At 43.0% G+C, this 19441-nt stretch carries 9 protein-coding genes and 1 tRNA gene; 6 read left to right on the top strand and 4 right to left on the bottom strand.

From position 1 onward, the window contains the following. Positions 1 to 32: 32 nt before the first annotated feature. Positions 33 to 106 (top strand) — tRNA-Asp (locus P2W83_RS09405). A 57-nt stretch (positions 107 to 163) separates the two neighbouring features. On the opposite strand, the gene P2W83_RS09410 is transcribed toward P2W83_RS09405, so the two are convergent. From P2W83_RS09410 to P2W83_RS09420, 3 genes are all read right to left on the bottom strand, one after another. Next, a complete protein-coding gene (locus tag P2W83_RS09410) occupies positions 164 to 970 on the bottom strand; it encodes a hypothetical protein (protein WP_276133466.1) in 807 nt (268 codons plus the stop codon). A gap of 122 nt (positions 971 to 1092) precedes the next feature. Then, positions 1093 to 1839 carry a LytR/AlgR family response regulator transcription factor gene (locus P2W83_RS09415; RefSeq protein ID WP_276133467.1) on the bottom strand — a complete coding sequence of 249 codons (747 nt, stop codon included), beginning with the start codon at positions 1837 to 1839 and terminating at the stop codon, positions 1093 to 1095. Continuing rightward, positions 1832 to 4810, bottom strand: coding sequence for a sensor histidine kinase (locus tag P2W83_RS09420; RefSeq protein ID WP_276133468.1), 2979 nt, complete (start codon positions 4808 to 4810; stop codon positions 1832 to 1834). Before P2W83_RS09420 ends, P2W83_RS09415 begins: the two co-directional genes overlap by 8 nt. 469 nt (positions 4811 to 5279) lie before the next feature. On the opposite strand from P2W83_RS09420, the gene P2W83_RS09425 reads away from it, so the two are divergent. From P2W83_RS09425 to P2W83_RS09435, 3 genes are read left to right on the top strand one after another with little or no spacing between them, the layout of a single operon-like run. Continuing rightward, the gene (locus P2W83_RS09425) at positions 5280 to 5975 is read left to right on the top strand and encodes a response regulator (RefSeq protein WP_276133469.1); all 696 of its coding nucleotides are present in this window, start codon (positions 5280 to 5282) and stop codon (positions 5973 to 5975) included. Positions 5976 to 6028: 53 nt separating this feature from the next. Further along, positions 6029 to 7405, top strand: a complete 1377-nt coding sequence (locus tag P2W83_RS09430; protein ID WP_276133470.1) for a sensor histidine kinase — start codon at positions 6029 to 6031, stop codon at positions 7403 to 7405. Between the two features lie 57 nt (positions 7406 to 7462). Beyond that, the gene (locus P2W83_RS09435) at positions 7463 to 7876 is read left to right on the top strand and encodes a hypothetical protein (RefSeq protein ID WP_276133471.1); all 414 of its coding nucleotides are present in this window, start codon (positions 7463 to 7465) and stop codon (positions 7874 to 7876) included. Positions 7877 to 7942: 66 nt separating this feature from the next. Here P2W83_RS09435 and P2W83_RS09440 read toward each other — a convergent pair whose 3' ends face one another. Continuing rightward, positions 7943 to 8449, bottom strand: a complete 507-nt coding sequence (locus P2W83_RS09440; RefSeq protein WP_276133472.1) for a calcium-binding EGF-like domain-containing protein — start codon at positions 8447 to 8449, stop codon at positions 7943 to 7945. Between the two features lie 201 nt (positions 8450 to 8650). Between P2W83_RS09440 and P2W83_RS09445 the strand changes: the two genes are divergently transcribed. Then, positions 8651 to 10117: a tetratricopeptide repeat protein gene (locus P2W83_RS09445; protein ID WP_276133473.1), complete on the top strand. Its 1467-nt coding sequence runs from the start codon at positions 8651 to 8653 to the stop codon at positions 10115 to 10117. A 238-nt stretch (positions 10118 to 10355) separates the two neighbouring features. After that, positions 10356 to 19094: a right-handed parallel beta-helix repeat-containing protein gene (locus tag P2W83_RS09450; RefSeq protein WP_276133474.1), complete on the top strand. Its 8739-nt coding sequence runs from the start codon at positions 10356 to 10358 to the stop codon at positions 19092 to 19094. The last annotated feature ends 347 nt before the right edge of the window (positions 19095 to 19441 follow it).

The raw sequence follows: 19441 nt of genomic DNA on the forward strand, positions 1-19441 counted from the left end.
GAACGTATCTTTGCATCCCCAACAGGGAACACGGATCGGTAGTTCAGTTGGTTAGAATGCCGCCCTGTCACGGCGGAGGTCGCGGGTTCGAGTCCCGTCCGGTCCGCAAGAAGCCTGCTAGAAATAGCAGGCTTTTTTGCGTTTATACATTAGCCATAATGTGTTATTGATTCTCAAAATTGCTCATCTGCGAGATGATTGCATACCAGCTTGCATCCATATCTATCAGTCCACGCCGCGGCCGGTCAAGATCAAGAGTTATGAATATAACGATGGAGCTTAGCACGCAGAAGCCAATGCCTGTGACCCAGTCGAACCGACCTTTACCAACTGACAGGTAACCCAGGAAAAATGCCCCGATAAGCGATAAGGAAAAAAGCATAATCACGACGGATTGCGGCACTCTGATGATCTCGCTGTTCCTGGTAAACTCAGCCGCATCAAACATGTCGGTTAGCCATGGCAACATTTGCCCTGAAATGAGAATACTTGGGTTGTGCTTTGAAAACCAGACTGCATGTCCCCACAATAACGCCTGGTGGTGTGCCAGCGCCTTGTCGGCAGCAGCAATTTTATTTAGGTCGGGTCCAGCTTTGATGTAATCGATTCTTGCCTGGAGATAGTTTTTGAAATGTGTACGTAGTATAGTGCGATCGCTGTCCGGATAAATATCGGCACGCAGGATGGCTGTACCTATGCAATTTGCTTCGTTAACTATGGCCTGGTGACGGTTTTCATAGCGTGTGCCACTCATGCTGAACGTAAATCCCAAAATAAATGCCAGCAAGCCGAGAATGGAACCGTAGACAGTAGAATTCGCAGGGTTATCCTGGTATTCTTCCTTTCGTTTGCGGTGTCTCCCAAAGTATGCTCCCAGTCTTATGAAAACGATCATCAATAGGAACAGAATGATGACCAGCACCCAGGCATCGTAGCGCAACAAAAAAGGGAGTGGGAGATTGTCGTTCATTGGATAGATAGTTCGGTCAGCACATAGTAGCCCGTGATAGTCTACTGCCTATCGACGCTATCCTAAATTTACCGACTTCCATCCGGTCGAAGCTCAGCTACAAACTAAGTTTGCCTGGAATTTTAAGGTTTAGTATTTCTTGCCAGTTTGTTGAACAGGTTCAGGAAATTGTCTCTTTGGCTCTTCGATAGCGGCACCTCTTTGTTGTTATCCATTATGATATAACCAGTTACTTCATATCGACGGATATGGTTGAGGTTGATGACGTGCGAGCGATGAGCCTGGTAAAATGTTTTATCGTCAAGCAGCTCCCTGAACTTTCCTATGTTGTATGAGCAAAGGATCTCGTTATCTGTTGTTACGATCTTGGTATATGAGTTCACCGCTTCAAGGCAAATGATGTCATTTATGTTCACGTAGTCAATTGCTTTGCCATTGGGAATGCCTATACGCTTTTGTATATGCAGCTCGTTCTCCAGAACTTTTTTAGCCAGGCGCTTGTTCCTGATCTTTTCCAACACTTTATCTACTGTAGTTACAAATTCGGTCTTGTCAATCGGTTTGATGATGTAACCAGCTGCATTGAGTCTAAAAGCTTCCACGGCATAATCTTCATGTGCTGTAATAAACACAACTTCACTCTGGAGATTTGGCGCGTACTTTATCAGGTCCATACCGTTTTTATCCTGCATTGAAATATCCAGGAATAAGATATCCGCGTCTGTTGAGCGCACAACATTGACTGCATCGTCCCATTTCGTGTAGGTTCCAATGACTTCAATGTTTTTATAGAATATGCCAAGGTTGTATTCCAGCAGATCTATTGCTTTGCTTTCGTCGTCTACAATGAGGCAAGTGTAGTTATCCATCTTTTAATGCATTTTTTATAGTGATGATTACAGTAGTTCCTGTTTCCGGTAGTTCTTTGTCAATATAGTTGATTTCAATTCCGGCGTTTTCGTACTTGTTAAGTATGTCGACCAGTTCTTTTATTAGATGGTTGCCATATGATTCCCTGCCGCTGTCCGCTCTTTGTTTATCTGTAATATGCTTTTTTCTGCCTACTCCATCATCGTCGATCATGCACTGTAATACGTTGGTAGTTGCATTCGCAGAGAATGTGAGTTTCAGATGTCCAGGTGCATCTTTAGGTAATAGCCCGTGGTTGATCGCGTTCTCTACTATTGGTTGCAACAATAACGATGGAACATAAATAGTTTTGTTATCCGGCAGATTTGTTTTGATCTCATAACTAAATGCATTTTCAAACCGTGTTTGCTGAAGGCGTATATAGTTCTGCAGGTTATTGATCTCCTCTCCCAATGTAATATACCGGTTTCGCGATGATTTCAAATATGCCCTTAATAGACTTGAAAAGCTGGATACATGGTCATAGGCTTCATCAAGCTTTTTCTTAACAATGTAATGAAGAGTAGTATTTAGTGTGTTGAAAATAAAATGCGGGTTTATTTGAGAGTGGATCGACTTGATCTCTAGCTCAAGAAGTTTATTCTTCCTCAAGTTGTTTTTCATGATAATTTTCCTGGTGATAAGAACGGTTGATAGTATTACCCCTGTGACCAGGGCTAGTCCTAGTAATAAAACGATACTCTGACCCGGATTTGTTTGCCACCAGTATGGGATAACGTAAAGATGAAGTTGCATTGGGTTGCTTTTCCACACATCATCTCTCACTTTCAGCGATAGTGTATGATATTGGCCGGGTTGCAGGTTAGGCAGGTTCAATTCATTATTGTTGAGTTCGAGCCATGTGGAGTCAACCCCATTTATCATATATTGGTATTTTACGTGTCCGTTTCCCAAGGGGTTTATCAGGTCAAACAGGAGCTTTCTATCGTTTTGGTGTATCGTAATGCTATCATTGCTATTTACCGTTGATAGATCACCGGCGTATGATAGTAACAGGCTGAAAGGGTGTGAATATTTATAAATGTCATAATCTTCGTCTTTAGGCATATTTATCGAATACAGCCCATTATTAGTGTTTAGGAATATCTCTTTTTTTGAAACCTGGACGTCATACGTGCTTTGGTAAAAGTTATATTTGTCGTTGAAGTGAATGATAGGTGCAGAGAGCTTCCCTTTTCCTTGAATTTTACTATACAGCACGCCGAATTTCCCCACAATTACTAATACATTTCCCCGCTTAAAGATTTTTGTATCCGAGAGATTACATTGATTAAATAATTGGTGGCAAGAATAGTTGTTAAGATTAAAGCATTGGAGCCTGTCGCCGTCTTTAATAAATATGTTCCCATATTTATTGTCCAATACGATCTGTTCAATACGGTTAATGCCGAGAGCCCTGGTTTGTTCGCTTGTGATAACAAATGTATTGCCCGCCTTATTGTGCAGTATGATCTTGCCGGTATTGTACGCCCATACCATTTGTCGCAGCGAATCGTAAAGAACATCTATGCATCTATCTGAATAAAGAGGTTTGAAGTAGAATGTGTCGTTAGAAATGTATGCCTTGTCGAACCCACTTGAGCTAGCTGTATATAATATGCCATTGCTTGAAACAATGTTGTTTGCGGAGAACCTAAAGGCGACTGTATGGTGTTGTAAAGTATATAACGAAAGGTTTTTTATGGCTTTGGTTTTGTGATTAATGAGCCTGGGGGCGTCATTAAAAAAAAGTATTGAATGGGTGTCATTAAGGGGCAAGACCTTATTAATGCTTTCACGCGTTTGGAGTCGGTAATTTTCGACGGTGCCGTTTTCGCCAATAGTTGCCATTATGCCTTCATGTGCGTTCCACCAGTAACCCGTACCGTTGTCAATCATTCCAATGTACTTGAATCGCGCATTTAGAAATGGCGTCAGCCGTTTAAATGGTGACATTTCAGGCGGGAGTACGAACATGCCGTTCGAAAGCGTTGCAATAGTTTTTCCCCAGAGGTCGTCTTCTACGAAGTAGACAAGTTCTGCCGGCGACGAAACAAAATTGTTTGTCAAATCGGCTATAGTAGTCGATTGCTGTATTGAGAGATCCTCGTTCAGTTTATACGCGCTGTCCCTGGTCAGAACACACAGGTATTTATCCAGGTGAAGAATTTTACTAACAGCACCTGGAAACGAAAGTGTATCGAGCTTGCAGGTGGCAAAGTTTAAGGCATAAACGTTGTTTTTTCCTGGGAAATAGGCAATGTCATAGTTATGGTAATTGAACCTTGTATAATTGAGTCTGTGTAACGAAATAATAGATGAGTCGTAAGTGCACTTGCTTTTGAGCGCCAACGTGTCGCCAGCCAGTTTATAGGTATAGATAACAAAATTAGAGTCGTCGCGGCCATTTATGAACTCCGCATTTTGGTTGAGATAGAAATACCAAATATGTATGTCGTTAAAAATACTAGCTATTGAATCGTTTCTCTCTCTAAAGAAGTAGTGTCCAGTTGTCCGGTATTTGTTGATAAAAGCAACACCATCCTTGTGTTCAGCCATTCTGGTCGTCGACAAGGTATAATCATCATTGTCTACATAAGTTTCGTGATATTTATTCTTGTAGATATATCCTGGCGCATGTGCGAAACATAACAGCCACAGACGATCTTTTTTGTCCAGGTGTATGCTCCAAACATCATTGCTGGGTAGCCCGTCCGCGATTGTATAAGTTTTGAGTTCATAACCGTTATATCTTACTACGCCATTTGTAGTGGCTATCCACAGATAACCATATTTATCCCTGACCATTTGGTAAACATGGTTGGAGGGCATTCCGTTGTTGATGTTTAGATTGATCTGACCATCAGCCCGCCAACTGCAGATGAACAAGATCAGAAACCCAAAAAGTATTTGCGGCTTACCGATGATCATGGACCTAAGTTTACAAACTTTCGTCTTTATGTGAAAGTGCGTGGAATGCACCGGTAAAGAACATTCTGCGTGTGTCAGATGCTGAATTTGTTGTTTTGATATATCCTCGCGGCTGCCTCACAGCCTCAAGCCCAAAAATAGAAAGCAATAGGTTTGGTTCAAACCGAAACCTGCCAAAGTCCGTTCTCAACCGGTAAAACTGCGTTTTGGTTCATGGAGTGGATCATATGGGTTATTTTAAATAGGTGCTTTTTGAAGGCATGCCACGTTCTGTGACTGCGCGGAAAGCGTGCGCCAACGTCAATTTTAAGATTTTTTTGAGGCTTTTATTTAGGGAGTTTAGTTGGCTATCCGGGCCTTTTAATGTAATTTTAATTGCCCTCCCCGCTTGGTTTTTATTAAATAGCGACTGCTATAGGTATATTTAGAACAATATGGTTTGTGGCCATTTGTTGAAAAATTTTAGGGTATGAAACAGAATATATTGCTTGTTGAAGATGAAAAGAAGATCGCAGACACAATCCAGGCAGGTTTGGGTGAATATAACTACAACGTTGTTACAGCTTATAACGGCCTTGAGGGGAAAGACTTGTATTATTCAGGTAAGTATGACCTGATAATCCTGGATATCAACCTTCCGGTGATGAATGGTTATGAGCTGTGTAAGATGATACGGTACAAGGACAAGCAGGTACCTATAATAATGTTAACCGCTATGGACTTTACTGAAAACAAGATAGAAGGCTTTGAGGCAGGAGCCGATGACTATATCGCCAAACCTTTTGAATTTAGGGAATTGGTGGCTAGGATCAAGGCGTTACTAAGAAGGGCCGACTTTAAAGGAGCGCCGGTAGAGGAAAAGGTGTTGAAATTGGCGGATCTGGAAATGAATGTGGACAGTAAAGAAGTAAAAAGAGGGAGTAAAAAGATAGCGCTGACTGCCAAAGAATTTCAATTGCTTGAATATTTGCTGAGGAAAAGAGGCAAAGTGGTTTCAAGGGCCGATATTGCCAAAGATGTGTGGGACATAGATTTTGATACACAAACAAATGTGATTGATGTTTATGTCAATTTTTTACGTAAGAAGATAGACAAGGATTTTGCCCCGAAATTGATCCACACCCAGGTGGGGATGGGGTATATCCTCAAGTCTGATGAAGATTAATGCCGATTAAGTATAGAATTACGCTGGTTTATACCTTCATAGTAACCATCATTATGTTACTATTATGTTGGGCTATTTATTTCTATTCTGCCCAAAACAGGGTGGTCCAGTTCCAGGAGCGTTTGTATCGTAAGGCATACAGTACCGCCCTGTTATTAAAGTCCAATCAATTTAATGCAGAGGAAGTAAAGGCGATCAATGAATCAGGCAATAGCTCACTATTCAGGAAAAGTATTATTGTTTACGATAAGCGCGATAGCCTGATTTTTACCTACCGCGACCCGGATGCCTTGCCGCTGATTGTGAATAAAACGGTGTTGAATACTGCCAAACAGCGAAAAAAGTACTTTTTTGGCTGGGATGGCAGGGATGCTGTGGCTATCAATTACAAAGATCCAAATTATGAGTATACCGTAATAGTAGCCTCGTACGACAACGATAGGGTTGAGTGGCTGTCGAAACTACAGGCGATATTGGCTGTGTGTTTTTTCGGTAGTATTAGTATAGTTATTATTACTGGTTATGTCTTCTCACTTGGATTGGTTAGCTCGATACGAAATCTTACCAATAGGATCAACCGCATTTCCGCCGATAACTTTTTGTACCGTCTTGAGACCGGCAGCGGTAAAGACGAACTACAGCAGCTCGGTATAACTATCAATGAGCTTTTGGATAGGCTGCAACGCTCATTCGACACACAGCGTCGTTTTATCGCGAATGCATCGCATGAGTTATCGACTCCGCTGACAGCCATTACGAGCCAACTTGATGTAGCCTTGCAGCGCGAACGTACGAATGAAGAATATAAAAAGATAATTAAGTCAATAAAAGACGATGCCAAACGACTTGGGCTGCTTGTAAAAAGCCTGCTTGAAATAGCAAAGGCCAGCGATTCAACCGGAGGGATCGAACTTGCTTCTGTGCGAATAGACGAATTGCTGATGGGCATTCCGACTGAAATGAAAAAGATCAGTAAGCTATATGAGGTGGAGTTGGTTTTTGATGAATTTCCCGAAGATGAAAGCCAAACGGTAGTGTATGGCAATATGCCACTACTATATAGCGCCATCAAGAATATCATCCATAATGCTTGTAAGTTTTCACCTGACAAGACTGCCTTTGTAAAACTTAGCTTTACCGCGGCTAATATTGTCGTCACTATACATGACAACGGGCCAGGTATCGCTCCGGATGACCTCGAACACATATTTCAACCATTTTTCAGGGGGTACAAACAGAATAACCTTATATATGGGTCTGGTCTTGGTTTAGCTCTTTCCAAGAGGATAATTGATCTGCATAAGGGCGATATAAGGGTCGAAACAGAGGTAGACAAGGGTACCACTTTTATAGTGATGCTTCCGATTGAACGTGTCGAGAGGCAGGAGGCTTATGGCAACGAAATGCCTGATTATTCTGCGTTGAATTAGTATCCGCTTGATATTTATTGGAGGAACTATAATATTTTTGCACCAAAACCAAAACGAATGAAAAAACAAGCACTTTTATTAATGGCCGGAGGCTTGATGTCGCTTGCGTCATGCACAACTGAAACTCGCGAAAGCGATATGTCACAAGCCCAGATAGACTCTACAGTTAATGCCAGGGTTGAAGAGATAAGGGTGGAAATGATGCGTCAGAACGATTCATTGATCAATGCCATGGCACAGATCAAGGCTGATTCGATCATCGCAGCGATGAAAGGTGGAAAAGCTGTTACAACAAAAACTACGACTACCAGGACAACAACGGTGAAGCCTGCGTCAGTTACTACACATTCTACAAGCACAGCTACGTCAGCGTCTCAACCAGCTAATACCGGTAAAAATACCGGAGAACAAGGCACGAATACAGGTAAAAAAGGCGACCAGAATCAGGGAACAAACACTGGTAAAAAATAAGGTTTCATCAAAAAATGAAAAAAGCAGCCGCAAGGCTGCTTTTTTCATTTTTTTGCATTTAGCTGATTATTTCGATAAAGTAGCAGTGCAATTATCTGTAGTTACGCCGTAAGAGGCAGTATAGTTAAACGTGATTTTGCCGTTTGCATAGTTGCCAGTGGCATTCATTTGAGTGGCACATGCGTTGTCATTAATAGTAAGTGTGGCACCGTTTACCAAGCCGTCAAATACAATCGTTCCGCCCTGTGTACAGCCATAATTACCGAGGTTAGACACCAGAACTTTTGTTGCATCTGTGCCGTCTGCGGTAATAGTAACCTGATACGGATTTGAGGTTGCTGAACCACACGTTTCTGTTACAGACCAGGTGCCGACAAACTTCGCATTTGATTTGATTTCGCAATTAGTGCCCTCATAGCCGGAAGAACACACGCAAGAACCATCAACGCAAGTGCCGCCGTTTTGGCAAACGACATCTTCACATTCGTCTTTGCTACAAGATGCATAAGTTATTGCGCTGAAGGCGCCTAAAGTCAGGAGAGCAGAAAAAGCAATGTTGCGGATTGATTTCATAGACAGTCAATTTTTTTAGTTAGAAAGTTTCAAATGCTGTGCCAAAAATACAACGGCTGTATATAGTAACCAAGTTATTTTGACAAATCTTGCGGCTAACGGCAGATTTTTGCTATCAATTGTTATTCAGAACCTTATTTGAAACAATGCAAATAATTCGTAATCAAGGCTCCGGTTATATACATTTGTTGCATGCGTCTATTGGCAGTTTTTTTTCTTTTATTACTTTCTGTTCCTGGTCTGGCCCAATATGAGTACGATTATGATACTGATTGCCGCAAAGCCTACACGTATTTTCTAAGCCTTCAACTTTCAGATGGAAACCAGGCAGTCATACAAGCGATAAAGGCGAATCCACGCAACCTTATGGCTACGTACATCGCCGATTACGAAGACTGTATGTTGTTGTTGTTCAACGGAGACCGCGCGCAGCTTGATCAACGAAAGTCGCACCTGGATGCCCGATTGGATCTGTTAGAAAATGGGGATAGAACTTCGCCATGGTATCGGTTCACCAAAGCGGGGGTCTACCTGCATTGGGCACTTATTTATACTCGCTTCGCTGATAATTTGAAGGCTGCTAACGCATTCAGAAGATCGTTCGCTCTGTTGAAAGAAAATAAGAAATTGTATCCCACTTTTGGCTACAACGATGTCTTTATCGGTTTAGAAGAAGCCGTTATCAGTACTTTGCCAGGTGATTTTAGGTGGCTCGCTGCAATTTTTGGAATGAAAGGCGACTTAAAACGTGGGATGTTGCGTTTGGAAACCTTTCTCCGCATGCACGATCAGGAAGATATCCTCTACAGAGAAACGGCACTATACTATAATTATCTGCGATTTTACCTGATGTTTCAACAACAGGAGGTATGGTCATATATAGCCAGCGATCGATTTAGTACCGACAATAACCTGATGCACTTATTTTTTAGGGCGCATATAGCACTCAACTTTAGAAAGGCCGATGTGGCTGTTGCGACGTTGCAGAAAGCAAAATTGCAAAAGGACTACAACTCATTTCCCATCCTTGATTATGAGATGGCATCGGCTTATTTGCTGTCTTTTCAACCGGCAACAATAGACTATTACCAACGCTATTTATCGCGTAGCCGAAATAGAATGTTCATAAAAGAAACCTGGATGAAAATGGCCTATTACTATTACATTTCAGGTGATATAACGAAAGCCGACCGCTGCAGACAGCAGATTCTGAATTCGGGGTCTTTGCTTGTAGATGGGGATAAGCAGGCGCAACGCTTTGCAGAAGCTGCAGAATGGCCGAACCGCCAACTCCTGCAGGCGCGTTTGTTAACAGACGGAGGTTATTATAACAAGGCTTATCAAAAAATAACTTCCTTAAAAGCAGAAGATTTGAGGACTGAAGTAGAGAAAGTCGAATATTATTTCCGCCTGGGGCGCATATATGATGAATTGCAGGATCCAGAAAAAGCGCTTGTATTCTACGCGCGAGCTGCCGAATCTGGTAAAAGCCGCAAAGAGCATTATGCCGCAAGAGCAGTACTGCAGATGGGTTTCATATACGAGAAAAAGGGTGATAAAGTAACCGCAATGTCAAAATTTAACGAGTGTCTGGAAATGAGGGGGCACGATTTCCAAAATTCCATAGATCAGCAGGCCAAAGCAGGATTAAATAGATTGGCAAATTAATTTATTTTCAATTTTCAACGTAAATTGTTGATTTTCAATTTATTAGTACACGAATGTGATTTTTTCTTTAATTTCTTTTTAATTTATTTTTAATCTTTCTTTAATGCTATTTTAATATTTTAGAGTTCTTATAAAACTAACTTTACGAATGACGTATTGTGCTTACTGAAAGATTTGCATTTACGTTAACACTAGCTGTTAAATTTTATTTAAATAAACGTTCTTAAAATAGGAGTAAATGAAGCACTTTAACAACCTACGGCAGTTATGCCTGGTGTCACTATTGTTGGCACTCTCGGCTATTCCTGCATTTGCCCAGCCCTTATCGGGTACTTACACTATCGGGGGCTCCAGTCCTAACTACGCAACGTTGGCCGCAGCAGCTGCTGACTTGAACAAATTTGGTGTGTCCGGACCGGTGATATTTAATATCCGGGACGGTATTTACACAGGCGATCAGGCTTTGATCAACCTGATCTCAGGTGCCAATCCAGCAGCCCGTGTTACCTTCAAGTCAGAATCTGGTAACAAAGCCAATGTGGTTTTCAACTTTGGTGGATCTTCCACTACGAATAACTACATCTTCAGGCTGAACAACGCTTCTTACGTTACCATCAGAGACCTGACGATGAATACCTCAGGTACTACATATGGTACTGCGGTAGATATGCCGTATGCTGCATCGTTTGACTCAGTAGCAAACTGTAACATGAATGCAGCTGTTACTACAACTACCTCGCAGTATATGTCGCTCGTTTATATGTACCAGAATACTGGTTCTAATAACGTAGTTGCAGGTAACGCGTTTACCAATGGTAGCGCCGGTGTCTACATGTATGGTATCGGTAATACTACACTAACCAAAAATCACGTTATTACCAATAATACGTTTACCAATCCATATTACTATGGTGTGTATATGTATTACCACAGCAATGTAGAAGTATCTAACAATACGATCACTGCTTCGACTCCATATTCAACGTTTTATCCAGTTTACAGCTACTATGGATACAATGCCTTAAAGATCACAGGTAACAACATCACAGTTAACACAACTGGTTCTGTATACGGTTACTATTTACAATATAGCTACGGCGATCCAAACGTTGCTGCCAGCCGTGGTCTGATCGCTAACAACAATCTTACTATCAACGCGACTACAGGAACAGTTTATCCATACTATTGTTATTATAACGATTTCGCGACGTTCAATAATAATACGTCGAACGCAACAGTTACTACCGGTAGTATCTATAACTACATTGGTATGTCGACCAACAGCCTGACAGTAACCAACAATACGATTAACTCTACCGCGTCAGGAACCAGCAATACTATTTATGGTTTATATGCGTCGGCTGGTACAACATACGTAAACGGTACCATCGCCGGTAATAAGGTAAAAGTTATAAATCCAGGTACCAGCTCTTCAAGCTATGGTCTGTTCGGATCGAGCCTGATCAACTACAATATATATAATAACGTAGTTGACGTTAACACTGCTGGTACTAACAATGGTTCTTTGTATCTGACAAGCCATCTCGGTAACGTTTATAATAATACGTTCCATAGCTCAGGTACTGGTGCCAGCACTAACCGTTCAGGTTATGTTTCAAACAGCGGTACTCCGTACTACACAACACTTCGTAACAACGTTTTCTCTCGTACTACAAATGCTTCAGTTTACAGCGTACACCTGAACAACTGCAACTTTGTTTCATCTGACTATAATAATATATACACTGCAGGTACTAACCTGATCCAGCGTACATCTCCTAGTACAATAAACGCAACAACGCTGCAACAATGGAGAAACGGTGCTATGGATCTGAATTCTATTTCAAACGATCCTGGTTATATCAGCACAACAAACCTGGCTCCAGATCCTGCAAATGCAAACTCATGGTCACTTAATGGTCGTGGCGTTCACATGGCAGGTAATAATGCAGATATCAATGGTGCTGCCCGCGTTACTACAACTGCGGCAGGTGTTCCTGATATCGGTGCTTATGAGTTTACTCCAACTGCAACTCCTCCTGCTGCTACACCAACACCGGCGTCTCCTGTTGCTAGCGGTACACAGGTATTCACTTTCGGTCAGGATACAGTAGCAACAATTGCATGGGGCGCATCAGTTCCGGCTTCTATTACGGTTAGACAGTATACAGGTACTTTGCCTCCGGGTATTGCTGCGCTGAATCCTACCAGCATGTATTTCTATACTGACATTAACGTGCCTTCAGGTACGTTCGCTCATACTTCAAATCTGTATTATCAAGATCCCTGGATAGGTACTACTGTTGGTGGAACTGATAACGGTTTAAGGCTGGCGAAAAAAGACGGCTCTAACCCATGGGTTGGTTATGCACCGCCTGCAAGTACTGCTAACATTGGCCGTAATATTATTACAACAACTGGTACTAATAACTTCGGCTTGCATACGGGTATCGATGCCGGCCTGAACGCTGGCGTTACTAACATTACCGATCCGGCAGCAGGTTTCTGCCAGGGTACTGTATTAGTAAAAGCAGATGTTAAGAACTTTGGTACTACGCCGATCAACACCGTTCAAATTCAATGGAGTGTTGATGGTGTAGCTCAGGCTCCTGTTAACTATGCTTCAACTATCGCACCGGGTGCTACAGTTAACGTTTCACTGGGTAGCGTGACTTTTGCTGGCCCTGCACGTGTTATTAAAGCATGGACCAACCTGCCTAACGGTTTGGCTGATGGTATTGCTTATGATGATACTACAACTGTTACTAGGCGCGCTGCTCTGAACGGTATATATACTATTGGTGGTACTACACCTAGCTATGCTACTGTGGCAGCAGCTCTTACAGATCTGCATACACTGGGTGTTTGCGGTCCTGTAACATTCAACATCCGTACCGGTACTTATGCATCTACGCAAATGTTGCTGCGTAAGATACCAGGTGTGAGCGCGGTAAACAGAGTAACATTCCAGGCTGAAACTGGTGTTGCTGCTAACGTAACACTGTCGTTTGCTGGTTCGTCAACTGCTAACAACTACGTTGTTCGTTTTGACTCTGCGAGATATGTTACTGTTAGAAACCTGACGCTGAGCAATACTGGTACCACTTACGGCCACACAGTAGAGTTTTATGTAGATGCATCTGATGACTCAGTTGTTAACTGCGTTCTGAACACGCCTACTACAACATCTACTTCAACTGATATGGCGGTAGTGTTCTCAAACCCGAACCTGGGTTCGAACCTGGTACTGCATAACAATACGCTGAATAACGGTTCTTATGGTATCTATTGGTTTGGTTTCAGCTTGTATGCGCCAACCAACGATCTGACCATTTCGAATAACAACCTGGTGAACCAATATTATATGGGTACTTACCTGTATAATATCGCTTCACTGAAACTGCGTAATAACACAATTCCTACTGGTGGTACTACGTATTCTACTTTCTACGGTTACTATATATATAATACTAACCGTTTTAGGGAGATATCAGGAAACAGTATAACTAAGAGTGGTACGGCTTCTTATTATGGTCTGTACAACGGATACTATTGGGGTGACGCAGCCAACCCGGCTCAACGTGGTGTGATCAGGAATAACACTATTAACATCACAAGTACTTCTGCTACCCAGTACGGTCTTTATAACTACTACGATCAGTTCGACACTGTGCGCAATAACACGATCACAATGACGAACTCATATAGCTCGGGTTATAACTACATGTACCTTGCGTATTATTCTAACGACGTTATGGTGAGGGATAACCAGATATCAATGACGGCCACCTCAACCGGTTATTACAACTATTTATACGGTGCATATTACAGTGAGCGTGCTACACTACAGGGCAACACGATCACAATGACGAACACATCTTCGGGTTTGTGGTATAACTATGCTTATATTATTAGTTATTCAAACAATTGCGCGTTCAATAATAATACGCTCACTTTAAACAATAACTACTATCAGTACCTGTACATGACGAACTATTCTCATAACTGTACGTTTGCAAATAACGCAGTTACGATGAATCAAACTGGCTCATACTATAACTACAACTATGGTATGTACTATTCAAACAACTGCCAGACAAACAACAATACATTCACGTATATTCAAGCGAGCACTGGTACTAACTATCAATACACGCACTACTACAACAACTTCTGTAAGTTTAATGGCAATACGATAACCGCGAACACAACTAGTGGTACTACCTACCTGTATGCAAACTACATGGGTCAGTGGTTTAAGTCGAACAATAATACCATTAACGCTACAAGTACCACTGGTACGGTTGTTGGTTGGTATAACTATTCAACCAGCACTTACTATGACGGTGAGGTAGCTTATAATAAGGTGAATGCTACCAGCACCAGCGGTACAGTATATGGCTATTACCACAACTACACTAACGGTGCCCATAAGGTTCACAACAACGTATTTGTTGCTAAGAGCACTGGTACCAGCTATGCTATGTACATCAGGTATTGCTATGGTGGTACTATCGATGTGTACAATAACACATTCCATAACGCGTCTACCGGCGGTACTCCATACGTTCTGTACAGTAACCAGGAATCTGCTTATCCAGGTGTAGTAACATATAACAACAACGTGTTCTCTCGTTCGTTCAACACTACACTGCCAGTTGCTTACATTTACGACAGGGCTTACAACAAAGGAGATTATAATAACTACTACAGCCCTGGTGCTACTCCTAATATCGGCCAACTGGTATTGCCAGCGGCAGGTACGTATAGCTCTATGCAACAATGGAGGAATGCAACGCAGTCTGATTACAACTCGCTTTCTTATGATCCAGGTTATCTGAACCCAGCTGCTAACGACTATCGTCCTGATGTTGCTAATCCAGCAGCATGGTCAATGCACGGTCGCGGTATGCACATCGTTGGTAACAGCACCGACTTATTAGGAAATCCTCGTCCTGTTACAAAAGCAGCCGGCGTACCTGATCTGGGTGCATATGAATTCGTTCCAACATCTACTCCTCCTGCAGCTACTGCAACACCAGCAGCTCCTGCTGCAGGTACTACACAGGTGTTTACACTTGGCCAGGATACTGTGGCTACAATTGACTGGGATGCTACTGCAACAGTTCCTGCGTCTGTAACAGTTAGACAATACAGCGGTATACAACCTCCAAGCTTTATTGCTTCGAACCCAATGTATATCTATACTGATATCCAGACGCCTAGCGTTGGTCACCTGCATACCACTAAGTTCTACTATAAGGATCCTCAAACTGGTTTGACCGCTGGTGAATCAGGTCTTAGGCTTGCTAAGAAGGATGGTGTTAACCCGTGGGTACCATACACCAGCGCTACAAGCACTACGAATCCTGTACTGAATATCAACACTACAACAAGTCTGACCGACTTTGGCCTTCACACGCTGACTGACGTTCCGAACAACGCTTCAGTTGCTTCACTGGTAGCGCCAACAACGATCTTCTGCGCTCCTAGTACGCAGACTGTGATCGTAAAGATCAAAAACACAGGTAACAATATCCTGAACACGGTGAAAGTAGGCTGGACAAAAGACAACGTTCTCCAGACTCCGATCACGATCACCACTCCGATCAATACGATTAACAGCCCATCGGGTTATGAGGTGAATGTGACTCTGGGTAACATTAACTTCCCTAACTCGAATGCTGTAAACTTCGTGGTATGGACTTATGATCCAAACAATACGACCGATCCAGCTCCGGTAGATGATACTCTGAAATTCTATCTGAAGTCTGCATTGAATGGTACTTACACTATCGGTGGTACAACTCCTGACTACACGGATGTGGTGACTGCGGTTAACGAACTGAACCAGTTTGGTGTTTGCGGCCCTGTGGTATTCAATATCCGCGACGGTAACTATACCGACGCTGGTAAGATCAACAGCCCGCTGAAAGGAAGCAGTGCAATCAATAGGGTTACCTTCCAATCTGAGTCTGGTGTTGCCGGTAATGTGGTTATCACGCACGCGGCTACAGGCGGCGCGGACAACTTTGTATTTGGCCTGGAAAATATCAACTACATCACACTGCGGAAGATCAAGATGGTAGCAACCAATGCAACCAACGCTACAGTTGTGAATATAAGTGGTTCTTCTTCTTTCGATAGTGTCGTAGGTTGTATCCTGCAAGCTCCGACTGTTGCTACAACTGCAGCGACCGCTGCCGTAATAGGTAGTGCTACTGTTTTCACTGGTACTGACAACGTGATCCTGAAAAACCAGATCATGAATGGTTCGTGCGGTATCTATTGGAATGGTAACACAAGTGGTGTTGCTGCAAGGAACATTATAGACAGTAATGCTATATCTGGTCAATACTACTACGGTACTTATTTGTACTACACATATGGTACGAAGTTCCGCGGCAATACACTGAACATGACGTCGACTTCAGCAGCCTACGGTCTTTACATGTACTATAACGCTGCTTCTGGTACTACTCCTACTGATATCATCGGTAATACCATTAACTATGCTGGTAACTCCTACGGTTTGTATGTTTATTACCCGAACATAAATGGTTCTAATACTATCAGGGGTAAAATGGCTAACAATAAGATCAGCCTAATAGCACCTAGCGGCGTTTATAACTATTTCATGTATCCGTATTATATGGATATATACGATAACGACATAGTTGTTACTGGTCCAAGCTATGCTTACAACTACATGGGTTATTATGCTCAATATTGTAACATGTACAGGAACAAAGCCGTTGTAACAGGTGGTTACGGTTATGCATGGTCTACTTACAACTCGGCCTACTCTAAGTTCTACAACAACACATTTGTCGGAAACTTTGGATCTGGCTCTACAGGTTATGGTTGCTATGGCTATTACATGGGCAATGACACTATGTACAACAACACCACACTGGTTACCAGCACGTATTCAACAAGCTATGCTGCATACTTCTACTGGAGTGGTTACAACAATAACTACCTGCGTAATAACGTGTTTGCTAACTATAGCAACCTGCCTGGCGCACTCGGTATGTGGTATTATATACCAACAACGCCTGTCACGTTAGACTACAATAACTACTATGCAGCAAGCGGTAATCACATTTCTAACAACGGTGTTACCCAGTCGCTTCAAACATGGCGTACTGCGGTTGGCCAGGACATGAACTCATTGTGTTATGATCCAGGTGTGGTAAGCCCGACATCAGATGCACACCCTGATCCGAATAATCCGGCATCATGGTCTCTGAACGGCCGCGGTGTTCATATAAACGGCAACAACGTAGACCTGGAAAACAACGCACGTGTAACTACCCAGGCGGCTGGTGTACCAGATATAGGTGCATACGAATTCGTACCGAATACAGTACCGCCTAAGGCTGCAGCTACTCCTGCTGTTCCTGCTGTTGGTAAACAAGTATTTACATTCGGTCAGGATACAGTAGCGGTTCTTGACTGGAAGCCAAACTCGCAGATACCTAACACCGTAGATGTACGCCAGTACACCGGTACAATACCTCCGAGCTTCCCAACAGGTGCAAACTTCATGTACTTCTATACAGACGTGAATGCCGCGAACAGTACTTATGACTTTACAAGTGATATTTATTATAAAGATCCTTGGAGGGGTACGATTGCAACAGAAGGTAACATCCGCATGGTGAAAAAGCTGAATCCACAACCATGGCAGGCATACAACAGCCCGCTGAGCAGCGTGGATGTTAACCGCAACATCATCCGTGCAGGTATGACCAACCTGGGCTACATGACCGGTATTGAAGATGGTACCTTGTTCTCAGCTATCATCACTCCTGGTGGTTCCGGTATCTTCTGTCCTGGTGGCAGCGTGGTACTGAGCGCTAACACGGGTATCGGTTACACTTACCAATGGCAGTTCAACTATGTGGATGTACCAGGTGCTACAGGCCCAACATTCACAGCAAGTGCAGCTGGTGACTATACTGTTAAGATCACCAACTCATCTAACGTAACTGCTACTTCACTGGCATTCCTGGTAACTATTGTTGCTCCACCTGCAGCACAGGTATCAGCTAGCGGCCCGCTGACTTATTGCACTGGCGGTAACTTGACACTGAGCGCAGCAACAGCGTTGAACCAATCTTACCAATGGTACCTTAACGGTAACCTGATACCATCAGCTACGCAGCCAACTTACCAGGTGAATACACACGGTAACTACACAGTTATGGTGAAAGGTATGGGTTGCTCTAGCACATCGCCTATCATAGCGGTAACTGAAGGTCCTATTCAAGTAAATCTTGGTCAGGATACAGCGTTCTGCGAAGGCACTCCATTTGTTCTGGATGCAGGCTTCCCCGGTGCTAAATACCTGTGGAGCACAGGTGATACAACTCAGCAGATCACGATCTACAACAAACTGCAGTCTGGTACTTACACTGTTGCAGTAGATGCGGGTCCTAACTGTAAAGGTTCAGACAACATCCAGGTAACTGTTCATCCACTACCAACTGTACTCGGTATCTCTTATGTGAAGAACGGTAGCACTTACCAGTTCAGCCCAAGTGGTCCTACAGACGTGAAGAACTACCTGTGGATGTTCAGCGACAATACAACTGACACAGCTAAGACAGCAACGCACACGTTCTCTATCCCAGAGTTCGAAGTGCGACTAGTAGTGTTCAACGATTGCGGTACTGACACAGCCATGCTTAAACTGCCAGTTAGTGTTGGCGAAACAGCAAACGGCGATGTACAGTTCACCGTATATCCGAACCCAGCTAGTGACTATGTAACACTGACCTCAACTGGTGATGTTAAGTTCAGCGACGTGGTGATCATTAATGCAGTTGGCCAGGTAGTATACCGCGGCGATGCAGATATGAAGCAGAAAGAAGAAGTGAGCGTGAGCAGCTTTGCAAACGGCCACTACTTGATCCGCGCCACTACGGCAGCAGGCATGACAATTACAAAGCCATTCAACGTGGTGAAGTAAGATAAACTGGAATTAACCAAGCAAGTGGCGGCCCCAAAGGCCGCCATTTGTATTTTACGGCATCGCCATCAGCGTAGGATGTAAGTGATGCCCGCATGAGGGGATAATCGTCTTATCCAACCGCAACCAGATGAATCCACTGGGCGTTTGAAGCACGGAAAGCCTGATCGAATGTATTTAAGATGCAGAAATCGGGATCTCTAATGGCGGATATTCTCGCATTAGTGCGTTTATGTGGCGGTTACAAGAGGAATTTGAATGCAGTTATTAGTTAGTCTGAGCAGCTAAAATTGACTGTACGTACTTATTACCCACCCTGCAGTATAATAGTTCGCTACATAAAAAAA

It is taken from the genome of Polluticoccus soli, from assembly GCF_029269745.1.
In the GTDB taxonomy this organism is placed as follows: domain Bacteria; phylum Bacteroidota; class Bacteroidia; order Chitinophagales; family Chitinophagaceae; genus Polluticoccus; species Polluticoccus soli.

Bases quoted from the DNA above. Each gene is read 5' to 3' on its own strand.
- P2W83_RS09410 (WP_276133466.1), bottom strand. From the start codon at position 970: ATGAACGACAATCTCCCACTCCCTTTTTTGTTGCGCTACGATGCCTGG.
- P2W83_RS09415 (WP_276133467.1), bottom strand. From the start codon at position 1,839: ATGGATAACTACACTTGCCTCATTGTAGACGACGAAAGCAAAGCAATA.
- P2W83_RS09420 (WP_276133468.1), bottom strand. From the start codon at position 4,810: ATGATCATCGGTAAGCCGCAAATACTTTTTGGGTTTCTGATCTTGTTC.
- P2W83_RS09425 (WP_276133469.1), top strand. From the start codon at position 5,280: ATGAAACAGAATATATTGCTTGTTGAAGATGAAAAGAAGATCGCAGAC.
- P2W83_RS09430 (WP_276133470.1), top strand. From the start codon at position 6,029: ATGTTACTATTATGTTGGGCTATTTATTTCTATTCTGCCCAAAACAGG.
- P2W83_RS09435 (WP_276133471.1), top strand. From the start codon at position 7,463: ATGAAAAAACAAGCACTTTTATTAATGGCCGGAGGCTTGATGTCGCTT.
- P2W83_RS09440 (WP_276133472.1), bottom strand. From the start codon at position 8,449: ATGAAATCAATCCGCAACATTGCTTTTTCTGCTCTCCTGACTTTAGGC.
- P2W83_RS09450 (WP_276133474.1), top strand. From the start codon at position 10,356: ATGAAGCACTTTAACAACCTACGGCAGTTATGCCTGGTGTCACTATTG.